This is a genomic window from Seonamhaeicola maritimus, from assembly GCF_008056315.1.
Classification (GTDB): Bacteria; Bacteroidota; Bacteroidia; order Flavobacteriales; family Flavobacteriaceae; genus Seonamhaeicola; species Seonamhaeicola maritimus.
On sequence record NZ_VRKQ01000008.1, the window covers coordinates 52,967 to 70,906 of the forward strand.

The window sequence follows — 17,940 nt, forward strand, 5'->3', positions numbered from 1 at the left end:
TTTATTAATATTATCGCACATACTATTTATCGTTTAGTATAAACTTCATCCATATTGAACAGCGTATTACAAGCCACCGAAAGTGCCGCAATTTCTGTTTTGTCTAAGTTGTCAGGGATTTTAAAATCACCAATATTAAGGAACTTTACTACTTCTTTTTGATTTCTATTGAAATGATTCAGTTGGTCGTTATAAAGATCTTTCATAATAGAAATCTCTTGATAATTTGGTTCTCTGGTTAAAGCAAGCAGATATCCTTTTCTTATTTTGTTTTCGAAATTGTAGCTTAAATTCTCACTGATACGACAGGCTAATGCTTTGGAAGCTTCTACAAACTGAGGGTCATTAAGCAATACCAAAGCTTGTAAAGGTGTATTTGTACGTTCACGCCTAACTGTACATACATCTCTACTTGGTGCATCAAAAATGGTCATGAATGGTGGAGGTGATGTACGCCTTATGAATGTATACATGCTTCGACGGTATTGATCTTTACCCGAATCTTTTTTAAACGTGAACAGCGCTTGAGAAAAATTCCCTTTCTCTAACCATAAACCTTCAGGTTGGTAAGGTCTGCTACTTTTACCGCCAACTTTATCGTAGAGAAGCCCGCTGGCGGCAAGGGCATTGTCTCTCACAAATTCGGCTTGCCAACGATAACTTGGGCCTCTTGAAAGCCACTTGTTTTCAGGGTCAATAGCTAAACTGCTTTCGGTTATTTTTGAAGATTGTTTATATGTGGCACTTGTAACCATTAGTCTGATTAAGGAGCGGACATCCCAACCCGAATTTCTAAATTCTTCAGCTAACCAATCTAATAGTTCAGGATGTGACGGTAAGCTTCCTTGATTACCAAAATCTTCGGTTGTGGCCACAATACCCGTTCCAAAAATCATTTGCCAATATCGGTTTACAGCTACTCGTGCAGTTAGTGGGTTTTCTGGGTCGAAAAGCCATTTGCTCAACCCTAATCTGTTAGGCTCATATTTTGTCTCATCAAACGGTAACACTTTAGAAATTGTTCCGACATTTACTTCTTCACCTTTATTATCGTATTGTCCACGTCCCAAAACATGCGTTCTTCTGATTCCAGGTGCTTCTCGCATCACCATTAAGTTTGGAACAGTATCGTAAAGTTGAAGGCGTTTTTTTCTTAAAGATGCAACCTTATTTCTGTTACCCGAAGTATTGTCAAAACCAATTACATTAATGTTAGATGTTTTTTGAGAATCTTCAAAGAGTTTTTGGGCTTGATTAGGTAATATTTCACCATTGTAGATGTATAATTCATCAATAGTACCTGCATAAATACCATCATCACCCGTAAATCTGCGATAGCTTTTTCCAACAGAAAGATCTCGATTGTTTTTTGAAAACCGACCACTAATTGGATAACTAGATCCGCTTAATTGGTCAAAATAGATTTTTGTAGGAACTGCTTTTCCGTTAATAAAAATGGAGACACCTTCAGCTTTCATGGTACCATCGTAAGAAGCGCTAACATGTGTCCATTCATTAAGATGAATGGTTTGTTCACTGGTAACATGTAAGTAATCATGAGGAAGCATACTTACAATCCTGAAAGCAGCTCTATTTAAACTATCAAGATATATTTCCCAACCACGCCATTTTTGATCTTTGGAACCTGCATTACCCACAAGGGTTTTGGTTTTATGATTGTCTTTATCTTGGTAAGTCCACAAGCTAATCGTAAAAGGTTCATTGCCCTCAAACTGAGGTAATCCATTCATCCTAACGGAATCATCCATATGGTCAAAATTGGCAGCTTTCCCTTTTTTTCCAGGTTTTAAATCAACTTCTCCGGTAGTTCGGGTTTGTTTTCGATTGTCAATAATCCGCTTGTTTTTGATGGTTTCAAAACCATGGTAAACAACTCGTTTTAAGGGTTTTGGGGTTTCTGGTACTTTCGCCTTTTCTAAATTATCAATTTCAGAATCAATATACTCTACAATCTTGTCCTGTTCTTCATTAGTGAGGTAAACCACAGGCCCATAATCACCATCATTTCCGGTCATTCCTAACTCCTTTATGTTGTTGAAGAAACTGGATAATTGGAAATATTCCTTTTGCGAAATAGGATCGAATTTATGGTCATGACATTTAGCGCATTCCAAGGTAAGCCCTAATAAAGCGGTTCCCATAGTGTTGGTTCTATTGGCAACATATTCCAAACGAACTTCTTCATCTATCACGCCACCTTCACCTGTCATAGGGTGGTTTCGGTTAAATGCTGTGGCAATAATTTGATCCCGTGTTGCATTTGGTAATAAATCGCCCGCCATTTGTTCAGTTATAAATTGATCAAAAGGCATGTTGGCTTTAAAAGCATTGATTACCCAATCGCGCCAAGGATAAGATGTTCTAACACCATCAGCATGTATACCATGAGAATCTGCATAACGCGCAATATCTAACCACTCGAGGGTTAAACGTTCGGCAAAAGCATCGGTTTGCATCAATTGATCTACTAAATTTTCATAGGCATTGTCAGACAGGTCATTTTTAAAAAACTCTATGTCATTAAGCGTTGGGGGAAGTCCGGTTAAATCCATAGTAACCCTACGGAGTAATTGAAGTTTTTCGGCTTCTTCAGAAGGTTCTAAATTATTTTTAGCTAACTCATTTTGGATAAAATAATCTATCTTATTATCCTGTTTCCAATCAAGGTTCGCTTTTGGAATATTTGAAGCTTCATTTTGAGTAATAAAGGCCCAATGTTCTTTCCATTCAGCACCTTGTTCCACCCATTTAACCAGAAGAGCTTTTTCCTTATCTGAAAGTTGAAGTTTAGAATCTGGTGGTGGCATCATTAGCTCCGGATCATCGGACAAAATTCTGTGAATGGCTTCACTAGATGATAAATTTCTAGGAACAAATGCTTTATTTCCGTTTTCACTTTTAGCAAATAATCCTACTTCAGTATCTAGTCTAATATCACCTTTTCGGTTTTCTTCATCAGGACCGTGACAGGAAAAACAACGGTCTGATAATATAGGTTTGATATCAATATTATAAGCCACTTCATCATCTATTGCTTTGTATTCTTGGGCTACTTTTTCAGGTAAATTATTGCCACAAGAAAATATAAAAAGCGTACAAATACTTAAAATTGAAATTTTAAAATAAGATGGTCTCATTGTTTCTGAAAAAGGGAATTTATAACCTGACTTATTAAGATTGTTGTAAGATAGAGTTTTATTTGATTTTTTACAATCGATTGGATTGATGTGAATAAAGAATGTAGTTTTATTATAGTTTAGTTTTTGAATAAATCACTAGCCGTTTTTGTGTTAATTTCCAAGATAGTAGGGTTTAATTCCATACGGTCAATTCCCTTTACTTCAAAGAGTACTTCGTAATATTCCGGGATGTTTCCAAATTTTGATTGCATTTGTTTTTCAAGTTCTGTGAGCAAATTTTCATCGGTAAAATATTTTAAACTTTGTGAAGCACCAGTATCCCAAATACCACCAAAGAGGTAAATGTCATTGCTGTTAGAACCAGGAATTTTCATAATAATACCATAATCGGTATGGTATTCATTAGGATCACCAAAAGGACGAAGTGGTTTTGTCTGACCGTCCTTATCGGTGTAAATAATGGCGTCTAGTTCTGTATTATAAGGAAAGGCTGTAGTTTCAGTATAATCTCTAAAAAGACCAAAAGTTTTTATCATTCCTAAAACTACAAAATCACCATCTTGTAATGCTTTAGGATTGAAACGAGCCATATTTCTAACCGTGAAATTCTTATCGTTTTCAGTAAAAATATTAGTAAGGTCTTTTATCCATAAAGCACTGTTGTAAATTAGGAATGTATATTCTGAAGGTTGATAAGCTATATGATTACTTTCGTTTTCAGTAGTTAAGGATTCAAATTCAGACAACGAGTTAACTGTTGCATTTCGTATCGTTTTAATACTGTTGCTTATGGTGTCAATCTCCTCATAAATAAATAAGTCACCAATAACTACCGTGAGTGCTTGCTCTTTGGATAGTAGTCCATTCCACAATTTAGATTCTTGAATAGACAATGAATGTTTATTGCTTTTTAGTTGAAGGAAATTTAAGAAGACAGAAATTAATAGAAGCGAAATGACCGAAATCAGTACCGGTTTAAACTTGTTTTCTTTTTGAAGCTTATTTTCAGATTTTCTATCTATCAATAGAACTTCATAACTCCCTTTAGGGATTTTTAGAACCTTTTTTTCGTCTTTTCCTTCATTCTTATAATAGGCTTCTAACTTTTTTCTAAGGTTGTAAACATAAACACGGACAAGCGTATTCTGTGAAGGATCAAAATCTGTTCTCCCGAAAATTTCTGAGGCAATAGTCGTTTCTTTAGGAACGTTTTTGTTTAAAGTACAATCAACCAAATAACGTAGCAAATTAGCATAAGTGCTTGATTTTCCGAATGATTTACTGGAAATAATCTTTTCTAAAAGCTTATTGTAGTTTGGTTGCTCCACGTGATATTTAGTGTAGATTTTAAAGGTAATAAATAATTTATTAACTGTTAATAAAACTGTTTATTCACTTATTAACTGTTAATAATGATGCCTATATTTGGAATTGCAGGTATTTTATAGGTATGAGAAACAGTGCATTAGCTTTTATTGTTTTAATGCTGGTTTATGGTTGTGGGTGGAAAGCACCAGATAATCTTTTGCCGGTTTTAGAGAGTACACCAGGGACGGTGGATTTTAATTATCATATTAAACCTATCTTGTCTGACAAGTGTTTTGCTTGTCATGGACCGGATGTCGATAATCAGAAATCAGATTTAAGATTAGATACACCAGAGCATGCTTATATGGCTTTGGGCGATGATAAGATTCATGCCATTGTTCCTGGGAAACCAGGCAAGAGTCATTTAATAGATAGGATTTTATCTTCGGATAGTGAAACGGTAATGCCGCCACCTGATTTCAATTTGACTTTAACCGATGAGGAAAAGGCATTATTGATAAAATGGGTTTATCAGGGCGCGGAATACAAACCACATTGGTCTTTTATAAAGCCTGAAAAGTCTAAGTTGTCTGATACTAAACATAAAATATGGACTAAAAACGATATTGATAATTATGTTGCTGCAAACCTAGATAGGCATAATTTAGAACCTTCGGAAGTGGCTTCAAAAGAAACCTTAATTCGTCGTTTGTCATTTGATCTTACAGGCTTGCCTCCAACTATTGAGCAAATGGAATCTTTTGCAAATGATGCTTCTGATGATGCTTATGAAAATTTGGTAGATGAGTTGTTATCTTCTTCGGCTTATGGAGAACGAATGGCTGCTGATTGGATGGACGTTGCTCGGTATGCGGATAGTGATGGTTATTTAGATGACAAACACCGAGATTTTAGTCCGTATAGAGATTGGGTGATAAAGGCCTTTAACCAAAATATGTCTTATGAGGAATTTGTTACTAAACAATTGGCAGGTGACTTAATACCAAATGCCAATGTTGAAACGGTGTTGCCAACAGCATTTAACAGATTACACAAAAAAAACTCTGAAGCGGGTATCGTATTTGAAGAATTTAGAGCGGAATATGTAGCCGATAGAACAGCTACCATGTCGAAAGCATTTTTGGGTTTAACTGTTGAGTGTGCCCGCTGTCATGACCATAAATACGATCCAATAAGTCAGAAAGATCATTTCAAATTAGCGGCATTTTTCAATAGCACCAATGAAATTGGAACAGCTGTTTATGGACCAGACCAAACACCAGGGCCATCGCTTTTATTGACTAATAAAGAACAGCAACAAATTATTGATTTTTTGGAGGGTGATATCGATGATTCGAGTAAAAAGTTAGCTGATATCATGGAAGAAGGAACTGCCTATTTTGAAAACTGGTTGAAAACAAGTAATGCCATTATTTATAAGAGTATTTCAGATGAAATTCGAAAAAGCTTAACAGCGTTATACAATTTTGACAAGTTCAAGCCTCAAGGAAAAAACACATATCTAATTCCGGCTAAAAATAACATTGAAGCCGCTAGAGCAAAAGAACCGGTTATTAAAGAAGGACAAGAAGGAAAAGGACTGTTTTTAAATGATTTCACCAGTTTTAATTTACCAAAAAAAGTGGGGTATTTTGATCATACCGATCCGTTTTCCGTTAGTATATCAATTTTTCCAAACAAGGTATATGAAGATGCAATGGTATTTAATCATTGTGAGGATATTCGAAATGGATATAAAGGCTATTCCCTGCATTTAGAGGATAATCATTTAAAGTTTATCATGGCTTTTTCGTGGCCTAGTAATGCCATTCAAATAACTTCTAAGGAACCAATTAAGGAGAAGGAATGGGCTAATATCACTATATCATATGATGGCTCCGGAACTGCAGAAGGGCTTCATTTGTTTAAGGACGGAGATGAAATTCCGGTGAACATTGATATGGATCATCTTTATAAATCTATGCTGTTTAAATGGAATATCCATACTTATGGATTCCACGGATTTAGAATAGGAAGACGTGATGGGATGAGGTCTTTTGTCAACGGTGGTATTGATAATTTAAAGATTTTCAATAAAGAATTATCTGCAATAGAGGTGAAATTTTTAGAGGATAAGAATGAGGTGAAGAACATTCTTGTTCAAAAGGAAACCGATAAGAATAGGGCTTTATTAGCTGATTACTACTTTGTTAACGTTAATAATTCAACTAAAGAAGAGAAGGAAAACCTTCAGCAATTAAAAAAGAAGTTAACGGCACATGTAGATAGTATTCCTGAAATTATGGTTTTAGGTGATTTGCCGGAACCTAGACCAACATTTGTGCTTGATAGAGGGCAATATGATTCACCTACGGAAGAAGTGTTTGCTGGAGTGCCAGATGCTATACTTCCATTTGATAAAAACCTTCCAAAAAACAGGTTAGGCTTAACAAAATGGTTGTTTGATAAAGAGCATCCATTGACTGCAAGAGTATTTGTAAATAGAATTTGGCAGATGCATTTTGGTAGTGGTCTTGTTGATACAGCCGATGATTTTGGAAACCAAGGAAGCTTACCATCACATCCAGAATTGTTGGATTATTTGGCTGTCAGTTTCATGGAGTCTGGTTGGGACATTAAAGCACTTCATAAACAGATTGTGATGTCTGCTACATATCAACAGAATTCAAAAGCAGATGATAATTTACTAGAGATTGACCCCGAAAATATTTTATTGGCAAGGGGTCCAAGTTTCAGGTTGCCTGCTGAAATGATTAGAGATAATGCTTTAGCTATAAGTGGTTTGTTGTCTGATAAAATTGGAGGTTCAAGTGTGTATCCGTATCAACCGGAGGGATTATGGGATGAATTGAGCAATAAAAAGTGGCGATATAAATACCTGCAAGAACCAGGAGAAGGGCTTTATAGAAGAAGTTTATACACTGTTTGGAAACGTACCTCACCACCACCAAGTATGAGTATTTTTGATGTTGCCGATAGAGGCACTTGCGCCGTTAAAAGAAGACAAACAAGTACGCCATTACAAGCTTTAGTATTACTCAATGACCCTCAGTTTATTGAGGCAGGTAGAGTGTTGGCTGAAGATCTTATGAGCCGATATAAAAATGATACCATAAGACAACTGGAGCACGCTTTTAAGTTAGGAACCGGTAGAACTCCTGAAAAAGACGAATTAGCCATTTTACAAAAGTTTTATAACGATGAGGTTGGAAGGTTTGGAAATGAAAAAGATAATGCCATGGCTTATTTAAATATTGGCCAATCTACTTTGAAAAGGGATTCCAATTATATTCAAACTGCTGCTTTGGCAACGGTTGTGAATGGTATAATGAATACCACTGATGCTTATATGCTACGATAAAAAAGAAAAACTATGGACGAAATAAAAAGACAATTGCAATTTGCAGAATCCAGAAGAGGATTTCTAAAGAAAGCCTCATTAGGCTTTGGTTCCATAGCATTAAGTTCTATGTTGGCACCATCATCAGCATTTGGCAGTACACTTTTTGGTGGTATAAATGGCCCTAATTTTCCAGCTAAAGCAAAACGGGTAATTTACTTATTCCAGAGTGGAGCTCCATCTCAAATAGAAACCTTTGACTATAAGCCGTCTTTAGCAAAGTGGCATGGTAAAGAAATTCCACCTTCAGTAAAAGGAACACAACGTAATTCAGGAATGGTAACAGACCAATCTACTTTTCCTTTGGTAAAATCTATTTTCGATTTTAAACAATATGGGCAATCCGGAATTTGGGTAAGTGAGCTTTTTCCTTATACTGCCGAGGTTGTCGATGAGCTTTGTCTCATCAATTCGATGTACACCGAAGCCATCAATCACGAACCAGCAGTTATGTTTTTACAAACAGGTTCACAGTTAAGTGGTCGTCCTTCAATAGGGTCTTGGTTAAGCTATGGTTTAGGTAGTGATAATCAAAATCTGCCCAATTTTGTAGTGTTGGTGTCTAAAGGTGGAGGTGCACAACCTCTAAGTTCTGCGGCTTGGGGAAATGGGTTTTTAGCATCACATCATCAAGGAGTTCAGTTTAGATCAGGGAAAGATCCGGTGCTATATTTAAATAACCCACATGGGGTACATGACCACGACAGAAGAAGGGCTTTGGATTATATAAAAGCATTAAACGATCAACAATATAGTTTATGGAATGATCCTGAAATTCAGTCCAAAATCAACCAATATGAAATGGCTTATAAGATGCAAAGTTCGGTGCCAGAAGCGGTGGATACTAAAGAAGAACCCGATCATATTTATAATTTGTATGGGGAAGATGCGCGTATTCCTGGAACTTATGCTGCCAATTGTTTGCAAGCGCGTCGTTTGGCAGAACGTGATGTAAAGTTTATTCAGCTCTATCATATGGGGTGGGATCAACATGGTAATTTACCAGGAGGTATAAAACGACAAGCAAAAGATACAGATCAAGCCACGGCTGGTTTATTAAAAGATTTAAAACAACGAGGTTTATTAGAAGATACACTGGTTGTTTGGGGCGGTGAGTTTGGTAGAACCAGTTTTTCACAAGGGCGTTTAACTGCTGAGAACTATGGAAGGGACCATCATCCGGGATGTTTCACCATGTGGATGGCAGGGGCAGGTGTAAAAAAAGGTATGGTCTATGGGAAAACCGATGAGTTTAGTTATAATGTGGTGGAAAATCCGGTACATGTGCACGATTTTCAAGCAACGCTGTTACATTTGTTAGGAATTGACCATGAAAGGCTTACTTTTAAACATCAGGGTAGACGATATAGGTTGACCGACGTTCACGGTCATGTGGTTAAAGACATTTTATCATAAAAGTTATGCAGCGACGAACATTTATGAAAACATCAGTAAAAGCTATGGCGGCAACGGTAGTGGCTTCTTCCGTGCCATTTCATATTATGGCTTCCAAACCGAAATTGAGTGAAACTATTTTAGGCCATGGTGATTTCAAATATCGATTGGAACGTGAATGGGGAAATCTAAACCCTAAAACGTTTCCTGTTAAAAATTGCCATGAAATGGTGATGGATAAAAAGGGACGTTTGTTTATGCTGACAGATCATGTTAAAAACAACATGCTCATTTATGATATATCCGGAAAATTATTAGATAATTGGACCTTGAAACTCCCCGGAGCACACGGATTAACATTACACAACGAAGGCGGTACGGAATATTTGTACATAACAGACCCTAATTTGGGTAAGGTTTTAAAATCTACACTTTCAGGAAAAGTAGTGAAGGAGTTTGAACATCCACACAAAAATGGCGCGTATAAATCGCACATGAATTTCCGTCCAACAGAAACTGCTGTAGGACCCAATGGCGATATTTATATTGCTGATGGTTATGGTTCGCAATTCATTTTACAATATGATACCAAAGGAAATTTCATCAGAAAGTTTGGAGGAGATAGTTTTTTACAAGAAGCTAAATTTAAACAAGCCCATGGTGTGGCTATCGATACACGTGACCCTAACAATCTAACTTTAATATGTTCCGCTCGAATTAAAAATTCGTTTAAACGTTTCAGTTTAGAAGGTGAATATATTGAAACATATTATTTACCCGGAGCTTATGTGAGTCGTCCGGTTATTGATGGTGATAACCTATATTCAGGGGTTTGCTTCGGTATGGAAAAGGGTGATTATAATATGAAAATGAACCTAGGTTTTGTGACCATTTTAGATAAAGATAACAAGGTAGTATCCAACCCAGGCGGTACCAAACCAAAATATAAAAATGGGAAATTGAAATTGATGTATCAGGACGAACCTATTTTTAAGCATTGCCATGATGTGTGTGTAGACAACGATAAAAACTTATACGTTTGCCAATGGAATGCAGGGGGTGTTTATCCATATAAATTACATCGGGTCTGACTATAGAAAAAGTATAATACATATGTTGTTATTAATTTTTTAAATTTGACACCGCAACAACTAAACACTAAACCATGAATGAGACTTCAGACTTTGTTATTTTTCTAGGGCGTTTCCATCCACTTATTGTGCATTTACCAATCGGTTTTATTGTTTTAGCCGCCATTATGGAGGGGTTATCACATTTCAAAAAGAAAAAATATAACGGTTTAGATAAAGCCATAGCTATAACCATTTTTTGTGGAGCTATTGGTGCGGTATTATCTGTAATTATTGGTTTAATGCTGGCTAATCAAGGAGGTTATATTGAAGATACTTTGTTCTGGCACCAGTGGTTAGGAATTGTCGTTGCATTAATCTCTTTCTTAGGTTGGGCGGTAAAAAAAGATATGTTACGAATTGGTTTTTTGTCTTCAAAAAAGATTCTAATTGCTTTAATAATTCTTATTTCTATTGTTGGGCATTTAGGAGGAAACCTAACTCATGGTAGTGATTATTTAACAGCATATGCACCAGGATTTATAAAAAAAGCATTTGGTCCTGAAGCTAGCCTAGTAGCAATAGATATTCCCAAAAAGCCAGATTCTGTAAAAGTATATCAGCATTTGGTTAAACCAGTATTGGATGCTAAATGTGTAAGTTGTCATGGTGATTCAAAATCTAGCGGGAATTTACTTTTGAATAGTCAAGAAGGTATACTAGAAGGTGGTGATGAAGGACATGCAATTGCCATAGGGAAGCCGTTGGAAAGTGAATTATTTGTTCGCAGTACACTGCCACAGAGTAGTAAAAAGTTTATGCCACCAAAAGGAGATCCTTTAACTTTTAGTGAATTGAAACTTATAGAATGGTGGATTAAAGAAGGAGCTTCATTTGAAGATGCAATTACAGCATACGAGATCCCAGAAGATGTTAAGCAGTTGTTGTTAAGAGATTTTGGAATTGATACTAAAGAGAAACCGTATTTTGAAACTATTGAAGTTGGGGCTTTATCAGATAATGTGCTTCAAGAATTGACTCAAGCTGGATGGAAAGTGTCACATTTAGCAGATGGTCATCATATGTTGGATGTTAATTCTAAGACGGATGATTTATCTAATGAGCAATTTCAAACGTTATTAAAAGCCCAAGAACAGATAACTTGGTTAGATTTAAATAGAACTAATATTAAGGACAATATGTTGAATTCAGTGGGTCAATTGACTAATTTGACACGGTTGAATTTGAGTAATACAACAATAACTGATGCGGGCGTAGCTCACTTAAAACCGTTAGTTCATTTAGAAGTTCTTAATTTATATGGAACTCCAATCACTGATAAAAGTTTAGAAGTTATACATAATCTATCTGGGTTAAAACGATTGTATTTATGGCAAACCCAAGTAACCTCCGAAGGCGTCAAAACACTTAAAGAACAATTGCCGGATGTTGAAGTGATAGGAGTAGGTAGTGATAATCCAGAAACTACTTAAAACCATTTATAACTTATTTAGGGTTAATATTTTTCTTTTATAGACTAGAGCTTTTATAAATTTATCTCACAAATACTCTAAAATGAAATCTTCCGTCTTTTTAACACTATTGTTTTTAGGCTTTCTCACGTTTAATTGTAACGCGCAAATAGTATTATTAGGTGATAATGCGCCACACGCTAATGTTAATGACGGTGATTTTGAATTGGTAAAAGGATATTGGCGTCAATCAAAACAATCGCCTTTTTGGAAAACCTTTAATGTGAAAGGATTAGGCGAATACAAAATGGGCCTACATCATGGAGCCATGTTTAGTATAAACGATGTTGGAATAGTAGAATCTGTTATTCTAAATTCCAATCCAGACTACCAAAATCCAAAATTAGGAGATATTCTAAACTGGAGTTTTGGCGCCGATATAGAATACATTAGCAAAGGTAGTATTTCGCTCAGTTTGGTCTTCGGTGAACATGAAAGAATTGTGGCCGACAAAATAAAATTAAAAGGTTCTGACAAAATTATTGAGCATTTTAATGGTAATTATATTTTAAATGAAGAAGATGCCATAGCGGGACATCCTTTTGTGCGAGTCACTTTTTATTCCGAAGATGAAATTAAAGTGTTTCTTCATTACGTTAATGTAAGTGTAGTTGATAAAAACAGAATAGGTCCTACCCTTAATGCAACAGTTAACTATACGGGAATTCAGCTAAATTGGGAAGATAATTTAACCAATAAAAACAGCACGTTTTACGTGTATCGTCAATTCAAAAAAAATGAACCTTTTAAAAAATTAGGAGAAACTTCAGGGTTCAATTTTGTTGATAATGCTATAATAAATGGTGTAAACTACACATATGTAGTGACTCGTTTTGATAAAAAGGAATCGGGTGCTTCAAACAAAGTAAACATTGCAAAAATTGATAAGACTTCCCCTATTGCTCCAACCAAATTAAAAGTTGAAACATTTGATGCAGAAATAAACCTAAGTTGGGAAAAAAGCGTCAGTAGCGATGTGAAAAATTATTCAGTTTTTCGTGGTGATGAAAACGGAGAAAACTTAAAAGAGATAGCTCATAATATTACTAAAACATCCTATCTGGATTTTACACCCATTAAAGATACCCAGAACACTTATGTAGTCATTGCAGAAGATTATAGCGGTAATAAAAGTCAACCTTCAGAACCAATAAAAGCCAAAGTGAAAATGGTAAAAGGCGCTTCATTTAGTGATTTAATTTTGCCTATGCCCATTCACAAGCAACTCACTTCAAACACTTGGGGAGCAGATGGGGTTTTACCAAGAGATGTTGATAATGGTATTGAAGACCCCGAATGGAGTTATTGGGGTGGCAGACCCGTAAAAGATAAAGATGGAAAATATCATATGAATGTAACCCGATGGCCTGCCAACGCTACTAAAGGTCACTGGGAATGGCCTCGTTCTACGGTTACACACGTAGTAGCAGACAAACCAACAGGACCCTATTTGGTCAAGAAAGACATTGCTTATGAATTTGCAGATGGATTAGGTCATAATCCAGATATCATTCTTTTAAATGATGGTACGTATATGCTATATTCCTTAATCAATTGGGAGGCCACTTTGTTTACTTCAAAATCTATAAGTGGTCCGTGGAAACGGTTGGGAGTAATGAAAGTGGATGAAAACACAACTCTTGAAAAACCAGAACGTTTTTATAGGTTTTATCGTAACTTATCTGGAGTTCAAATGCATGATGGCCGCTTTTTATTTGTAACCAAAGGCGGTGCTATGATGATAAGTGAAAGCACCAATCCAATAGGACCATATAAGGTTCTAACCAGTCCTATACAAGGAAATCCTATTGTCCCAGAAAAATATCGAAACTCTAATTATGAAGACCCTGTGCTTTGGAAAGATGAAGTTCAATACCATATGATGATAAATGCCTTTTGGGATTATAGGTGTATTTATTTGCGATCTGTTGATGGTGTAAACTGGAAATTTAATCCTGGAACTGCTTATACGCCTAATAATACTTTTTATGAAGACGGCACACAAACATATTGGTACAAACTAGAACGTCCGCATGTATTGACAGATGAATTTGGGCGTGCAACGCATTTATCATTGGCGGTTATTGATGTTCCAAAAGCAGATGATTTAGCCAGAGACAAACACAGCTCTAAGAATATTATTTTGCCTTTAATAGTGAACAAACGCTTAGAATTACTTAATAAAAAACCGATTAACACCTCAACCAAAAAAATCAAAATACTGATTAAATCAGAATCAGGTTTTGATGCCCAAAATGACCTTGATTTAAAATCATTAAGATTAGGCGCAGCCGAAGAAGTCGATTACGGAAGAGGCTCGCGAGTGATTAAAAGCAAGAAAAAAGGTAAAGACCTTATTTTAGAATTGAAAGGTGATGGAAATGGAATATCTGATTCCAATTTTGCCATTAAATTAATAGGTGAAACTAAAAAAGGGGAACTGATTATAGGTTTTGCTAAATTAATTACTGATTGACCCTAAATATTGGCAATATAATCTTCCAATCTATCGGATCGCCTTAAACCTATTTTCTTTCTAATTCTAGATCTTGAAATGTGTACACTATGTGGTTCAATATTTAATATTCTAGCCATTTCCTTAGTGCCAAATTTCAGCTTTATTAATGCGCAATGCTTGCGCTCTGTAATACTTAAATCGGGATGTTTTGCCTTAAGTTGGGTGTAAAACTGATCATTAACTTCAGTGAATCTTAAATTGAAAGAATCCCATAAATCCTTAGCGCCTTTCTTATATTTATAATTAAGAGATTTATATGATGCTGGCGATTCATTTTTCAAAACATCTAAAAGTTCGTCAATATCCTTTTCTTTATCAATAAGCTGTAAAGCATAAGATGTTAATTCTTTACTTTTAGATTCTATTTTGGCCTTGTTCTGTTCTTCTTTAAGTTGAGACTCCATTTCTGTCTCTCGTTTAGCCATTAAGGTTCGCTTCAGTTTGGATCTCATTCGGTAAATAACAGAAATAACAACTACCAACAATACAGCAAAGGCTAAAATTATTTTGAGACGAAACTGAACTTGTTTATTTTCTGCAATAACTAATTTCTGCTCAGCTAACTGTTCATTCTTCTGTGATATTGATTTTAAATAGCTGTCTTTAATTTCGAACAATTCACCATTGGTTTTATTCCGTAATTGAAGCATACTATCAGCAACCTTTTGAGACTGCTCTAAATAATTATAAGCACTAACAGTTTTTTGTTTTGTTTTATAAACTTCCGATAGTTTACTTAAAATTTCTGGCATTAAATCACTTCTATATTTCTTAGTTTTAATGAGATTCAATCCTTCATTATAGTAATAAATGGCACTATCTAGCTCTTTCTTTTTTAATTTTAGCTCCCCTAAATACATATTAATGTTGGTTCTATAAGTCACGTCCTTATCATCAGTAAACCTACGTGAAGATTGCAAATAATTATCGGCCTTTTTTAACGCCCCTAATTGTAACATAATATAGCCACGTTCCGCATTGATGAAAGGCATTTCTACCTGATTTCTTTCAACTACTCTTTCATTAACCAAACAGGAATCTAAATACTTAAGCGCCACCTTATAGTTACCAGACTTTCGTTCCTTCACAGCAAGATTCATGTAGCTTGCTATTAATTGTTCTACTGCTTCTTCATTCTGGAAATATATATCTTTTGATATCTCTAGAGCATCACTTAAATGGGAATAAACCTCATCATCCATACTAAACATATCATAAAGTCTAGCCAGTCGAATATGTAATTGAGCTTGCTGAATATTGTTTTTAGATTTATTAGCTAGATAAAGCCCTTCCCAAGAGTGGTCAAAAGACAAACTATAATTACCACGGACAAGTCTCATTTCCGACATGTTCAAAAGGCATTTTACCACCATAAGGGTATCTTTCTCCTGCACAAAAAAATGGTAACATTTCTTTGAAACCTGGTAAGATCTATATGGTAAATTTTTGTGTTGCCATATTGCCTTATTTAATAATTCTGTATAATATAAAGTTGAATCTGGTATAACTTGTGTTGTATACGCATATGAACATTTATACACAAATATTATAACCAATAATGTTTTCAATAACCTATTTAGCAATGTTTTATGATTTTATATTTAGTTGTATTGTAAAACTATTTAATTTGTTTGAGTATATGAAATTATATAGATAAAATATAAAATATATAATTTTTGTATAGTAAAATGATTAGATTCTATACTAAGGTTTATTTAACTTTGATAGCTTATATACTAAACTATAATAATAGTGAAATGTCAATTACTACTTTATATACTTTTGGTTTTTTATGTTCAGATTTCACATTCTCAAAAACATGAAAAACCAAACATAATCCTTATCCTCACAGATGACCAAGGTATTGGTGATATTGGCTGCCATGGCAACCCTTGGATACAAACACCACATCTGGATAAGTTCTACAAGAAAGCCGTTAGAATGACCGATTTTCATGTAAGCTCCGTTTGTACGCCAACAAGAAGCGCGATTATGACTGGGCGTTACCCTATTAACAATGGTGCTTGGGCAACTTATAAAGGTCGTGATGCATTATCTGGTGATGCGATTACTATGGCTGATATTTTTAAAGCAAACGGCTATACCACCGGAATGTTTGGAAAGTGGCACCTTGGCGATAATTATCCGGTACGACCCACAGATTCGGGATTCGATATTGCTATTCATCACAAAGCGGGTGGCGTGGGTGAATTATCAGATTATTGGGGAAACACCTATTTTGATGATATCTACTTAGTGAACAACAAACCACAACAGTTTAAAGGCTATTGTACCGATATTTGGTTTGAAGAAACCATGAAGTTTATTGAAACGAACAAGGACAAACCGTTCTTTGTTTATCTCCCTACTAATGCACCACACGGGCCGCATTATGTAGAGGAAAAGTATGCGAATCCATATAAACCTTTAGTCGGAACCGAAATTATGAATGCCGAATTCTACGGAATGATAACCAATATTGATGAAAATTTCGGAAAGCTGGAAGCCTTTCTAAAAAAATCAAAATTAGCCGATAATACCATCCTAATATTCATGACTGATAATGGAACACATCACGGTTATAGCGCCGATGGTAAATTAGGATATAACCATGGTTTTAGAGGTAGAAAAGGTGGTAAACAAGAAGGGAGTCATCGCGTGCCGTTTTTTATTCGTTGGAAAGACGGTAAAATTTCGGGAGGCAAGGACATTTCATCAGAAACAGCTCATGTAGACCTCATTCCTACATTAGCTTCGCTTTGCGGCATTGACATTCCGAAGACAAAGAAATTAGACGGTATTGATTTTTCAGGCTTGTTGACCAAAAAGGAAAAGAATCTTGAAGATAGAACCATTTTTGTTCATAATCGTCAGGATTGGAGACCACCTACCGACGTTGATAAAACCTGTATCATTAAAGATGATTGGCGCCTTATTGACGGGAAAGAACTCTACGATATAGAAAAAGACCGTATGCAAAAAACCGATGTGTCTAAACAACATCCGGAAATTGTAGAGGCCATGTTAAAAGATAACGCACAGTTTTTAAAATTGGTAAAAACCAATCCTGAATATCGTGAATTTCCGGTAAGTATCGCTGGTAGTGAACATCAAAAAGAAATCACGTTAACCATTCAACATGCCATTGGAGAAAGTGCTGGTATATGGAAAGCAGAACATGTTGCAGAAGGTAAAAAAAGCTTGAACAATACCCATGCTATTGAAATTGAAAAAGACGGGCTTTATCAAATTGAATGCAGGCGATGGCCTAAAGAATGCCCAGGTACTATTTGGGGAATTCCGAAGGAAAACCCGAAAAACTTCTACACTTATGAGACTATAAAACCTCAAAAAGTGCGACTTAGTATAGCCAACCAAATCCATGAAAAAGAGATAGGAAGTCAAGATGAAGCTGTTATTTTTGATGTAAACCTCCCAAAAGGAAAAACCATGTTGGTTAATGATTTTATTGAAGGAAAAAACAAATATGGCGTTTACTACACTTATATAACACCAATCACCAAAAACTAAAACA

9 protein-coding genes are annotated in these 17,940 nt (G+C 35.5%); 6 read left to right on the forward strand and 3 right to left on the reverse strand.

Annotated elements, in window-relative coordinates:
- Nucleotides 1-26: 26 nt before the first annotated feature.
- The gene (locus tag FUA22_RS00360) at nt 27-3,158 is read right to left on the reverse strand and encodes a DUF1553 domain-containing protein (protein WP_147765514.1); all 3,132 of its coding nucleotides are present in this window, start codon (nt 3,156-3,158) and stop codon (nt 27-29) included.
- 119 nt (nt 3,159-3,277) lie between these two features.
- Nucleotides 3,278-4,489 carry a helix-turn-helix domain-containing protein gene (locus FUA22_RS00365; protein ID WP_147765515.1) on the reverse strand — a complete coding sequence of 404 codons (1,212 nt, stop codon included), beginning with the start codon at nt 4,487-4,489 and terminating at the stop codon, nt 3,278-3,280.
- A 122-nt stretch (nt 4,490-4,611) separates the two neighbouring features.
- On the opposite strand from FUA22_RS00365, the gene FUA22_RS00370 reads away from it, so the two are divergent.
- The 5 genes from FUA22_RS00370 to FUA22_RS00390 all read left to right on the forward strand — a co-directional run bounded on the left by FUA22_RS00370 (nt 4,612) and on the right by FUA22_RS00390 (nt 14,363).
- Nucleotides 4,612-7,851, forward strand: coding sequence for a DUF1553 domain-containing protein (locus tag FUA22_RS00370; RefSeq protein WP_147765516.1), 3,240 nt, complete (start codon nt 4,612-4,614; stop codon nt 7,849-7,851).
- Nucleotides 7,852-7,863: 12 nt separating this feature from the next.
- Nucleotides 7,864-9,306, forward strand: a complete 1,443-nt coding sequence (locus FUA22_RS00375; RefSeq protein ID WP_147765517.1) for a DUF1501 domain-containing protein — start codon at nt 7,864-7,866, stop codon at nt 9,304-9,306.
- Nucleotides 9,307-9,329: 23 nt separating this feature from the next.
- Entirely contained in the window at nt 9,330-10,376 is a 1,047-nt protein-coding gene (locus FUA22_RS00380; protein WP_241664721.1) for an NHL repeat-containing protein, read from the forward strand.
- Nucleotides 10,377-10,450: 74 nt separating this feature from the next.
- On the forward strand, nt 10,451-11,848 hold the full coding sequence (locus FUA22_RS00385) for a c-type cytochrome domain-containing protein (RefSeq protein WP_147765519.1): 1,398 nt from the start codon (nt 10,451-10,453) through the stop codon (nt 11,846-11,848).
- A gap of 82 nt (nt 11,849-11,930) precedes the next feature.
- Nucleotides 11,931-14,363: a hypothetical protein gene (locus FUA22_RS00390; RefSeq protein WP_147765520.1), complete on the forward strand. Its 2,433-nt coding sequence runs from the start codon at nt 11,931-11,933 to the stop codon at nt 14,361-14,363.
- A gap of 2 nt (nt 14,364-14,365) precedes the next feature.
- Here FUA22_RS00390 and FUA22_RS00395 read toward each other — a convergent pair whose 3' ends face one another.
- Nucleotides 14,366-15,745: a tetratricopeptide repeat protein gene (locus FUA22_RS00395; RefSeq protein ID WP_147765521.1), complete on the reverse strand. Its 1,380-nt coding sequence runs from the start codon at nt 15,743-15,745 to the stop codon at nt 14,366-14,368.
- A gap of 412 nt (nt 15,746-16,157) precedes the next feature.
- Between FUA22_RS00395 and FUA22_RS00400 the strand changes: the two genes are divergently transcribed.
- The gene (locus FUA22_RS00400; RefSeq protein ID WP_241664722.1) at nt 16,158-17,936 is read left to right on the forward strand and encodes an arylsulfatase; all 1,779 of its coding nucleotides are present in this window, start codon (nt 16,158-16,160) and stop codon (nt 17,934-17,936) included.
- The last annotated feature ends 4 nt before the right edge of the window (nt 17,937-17,940 follow it).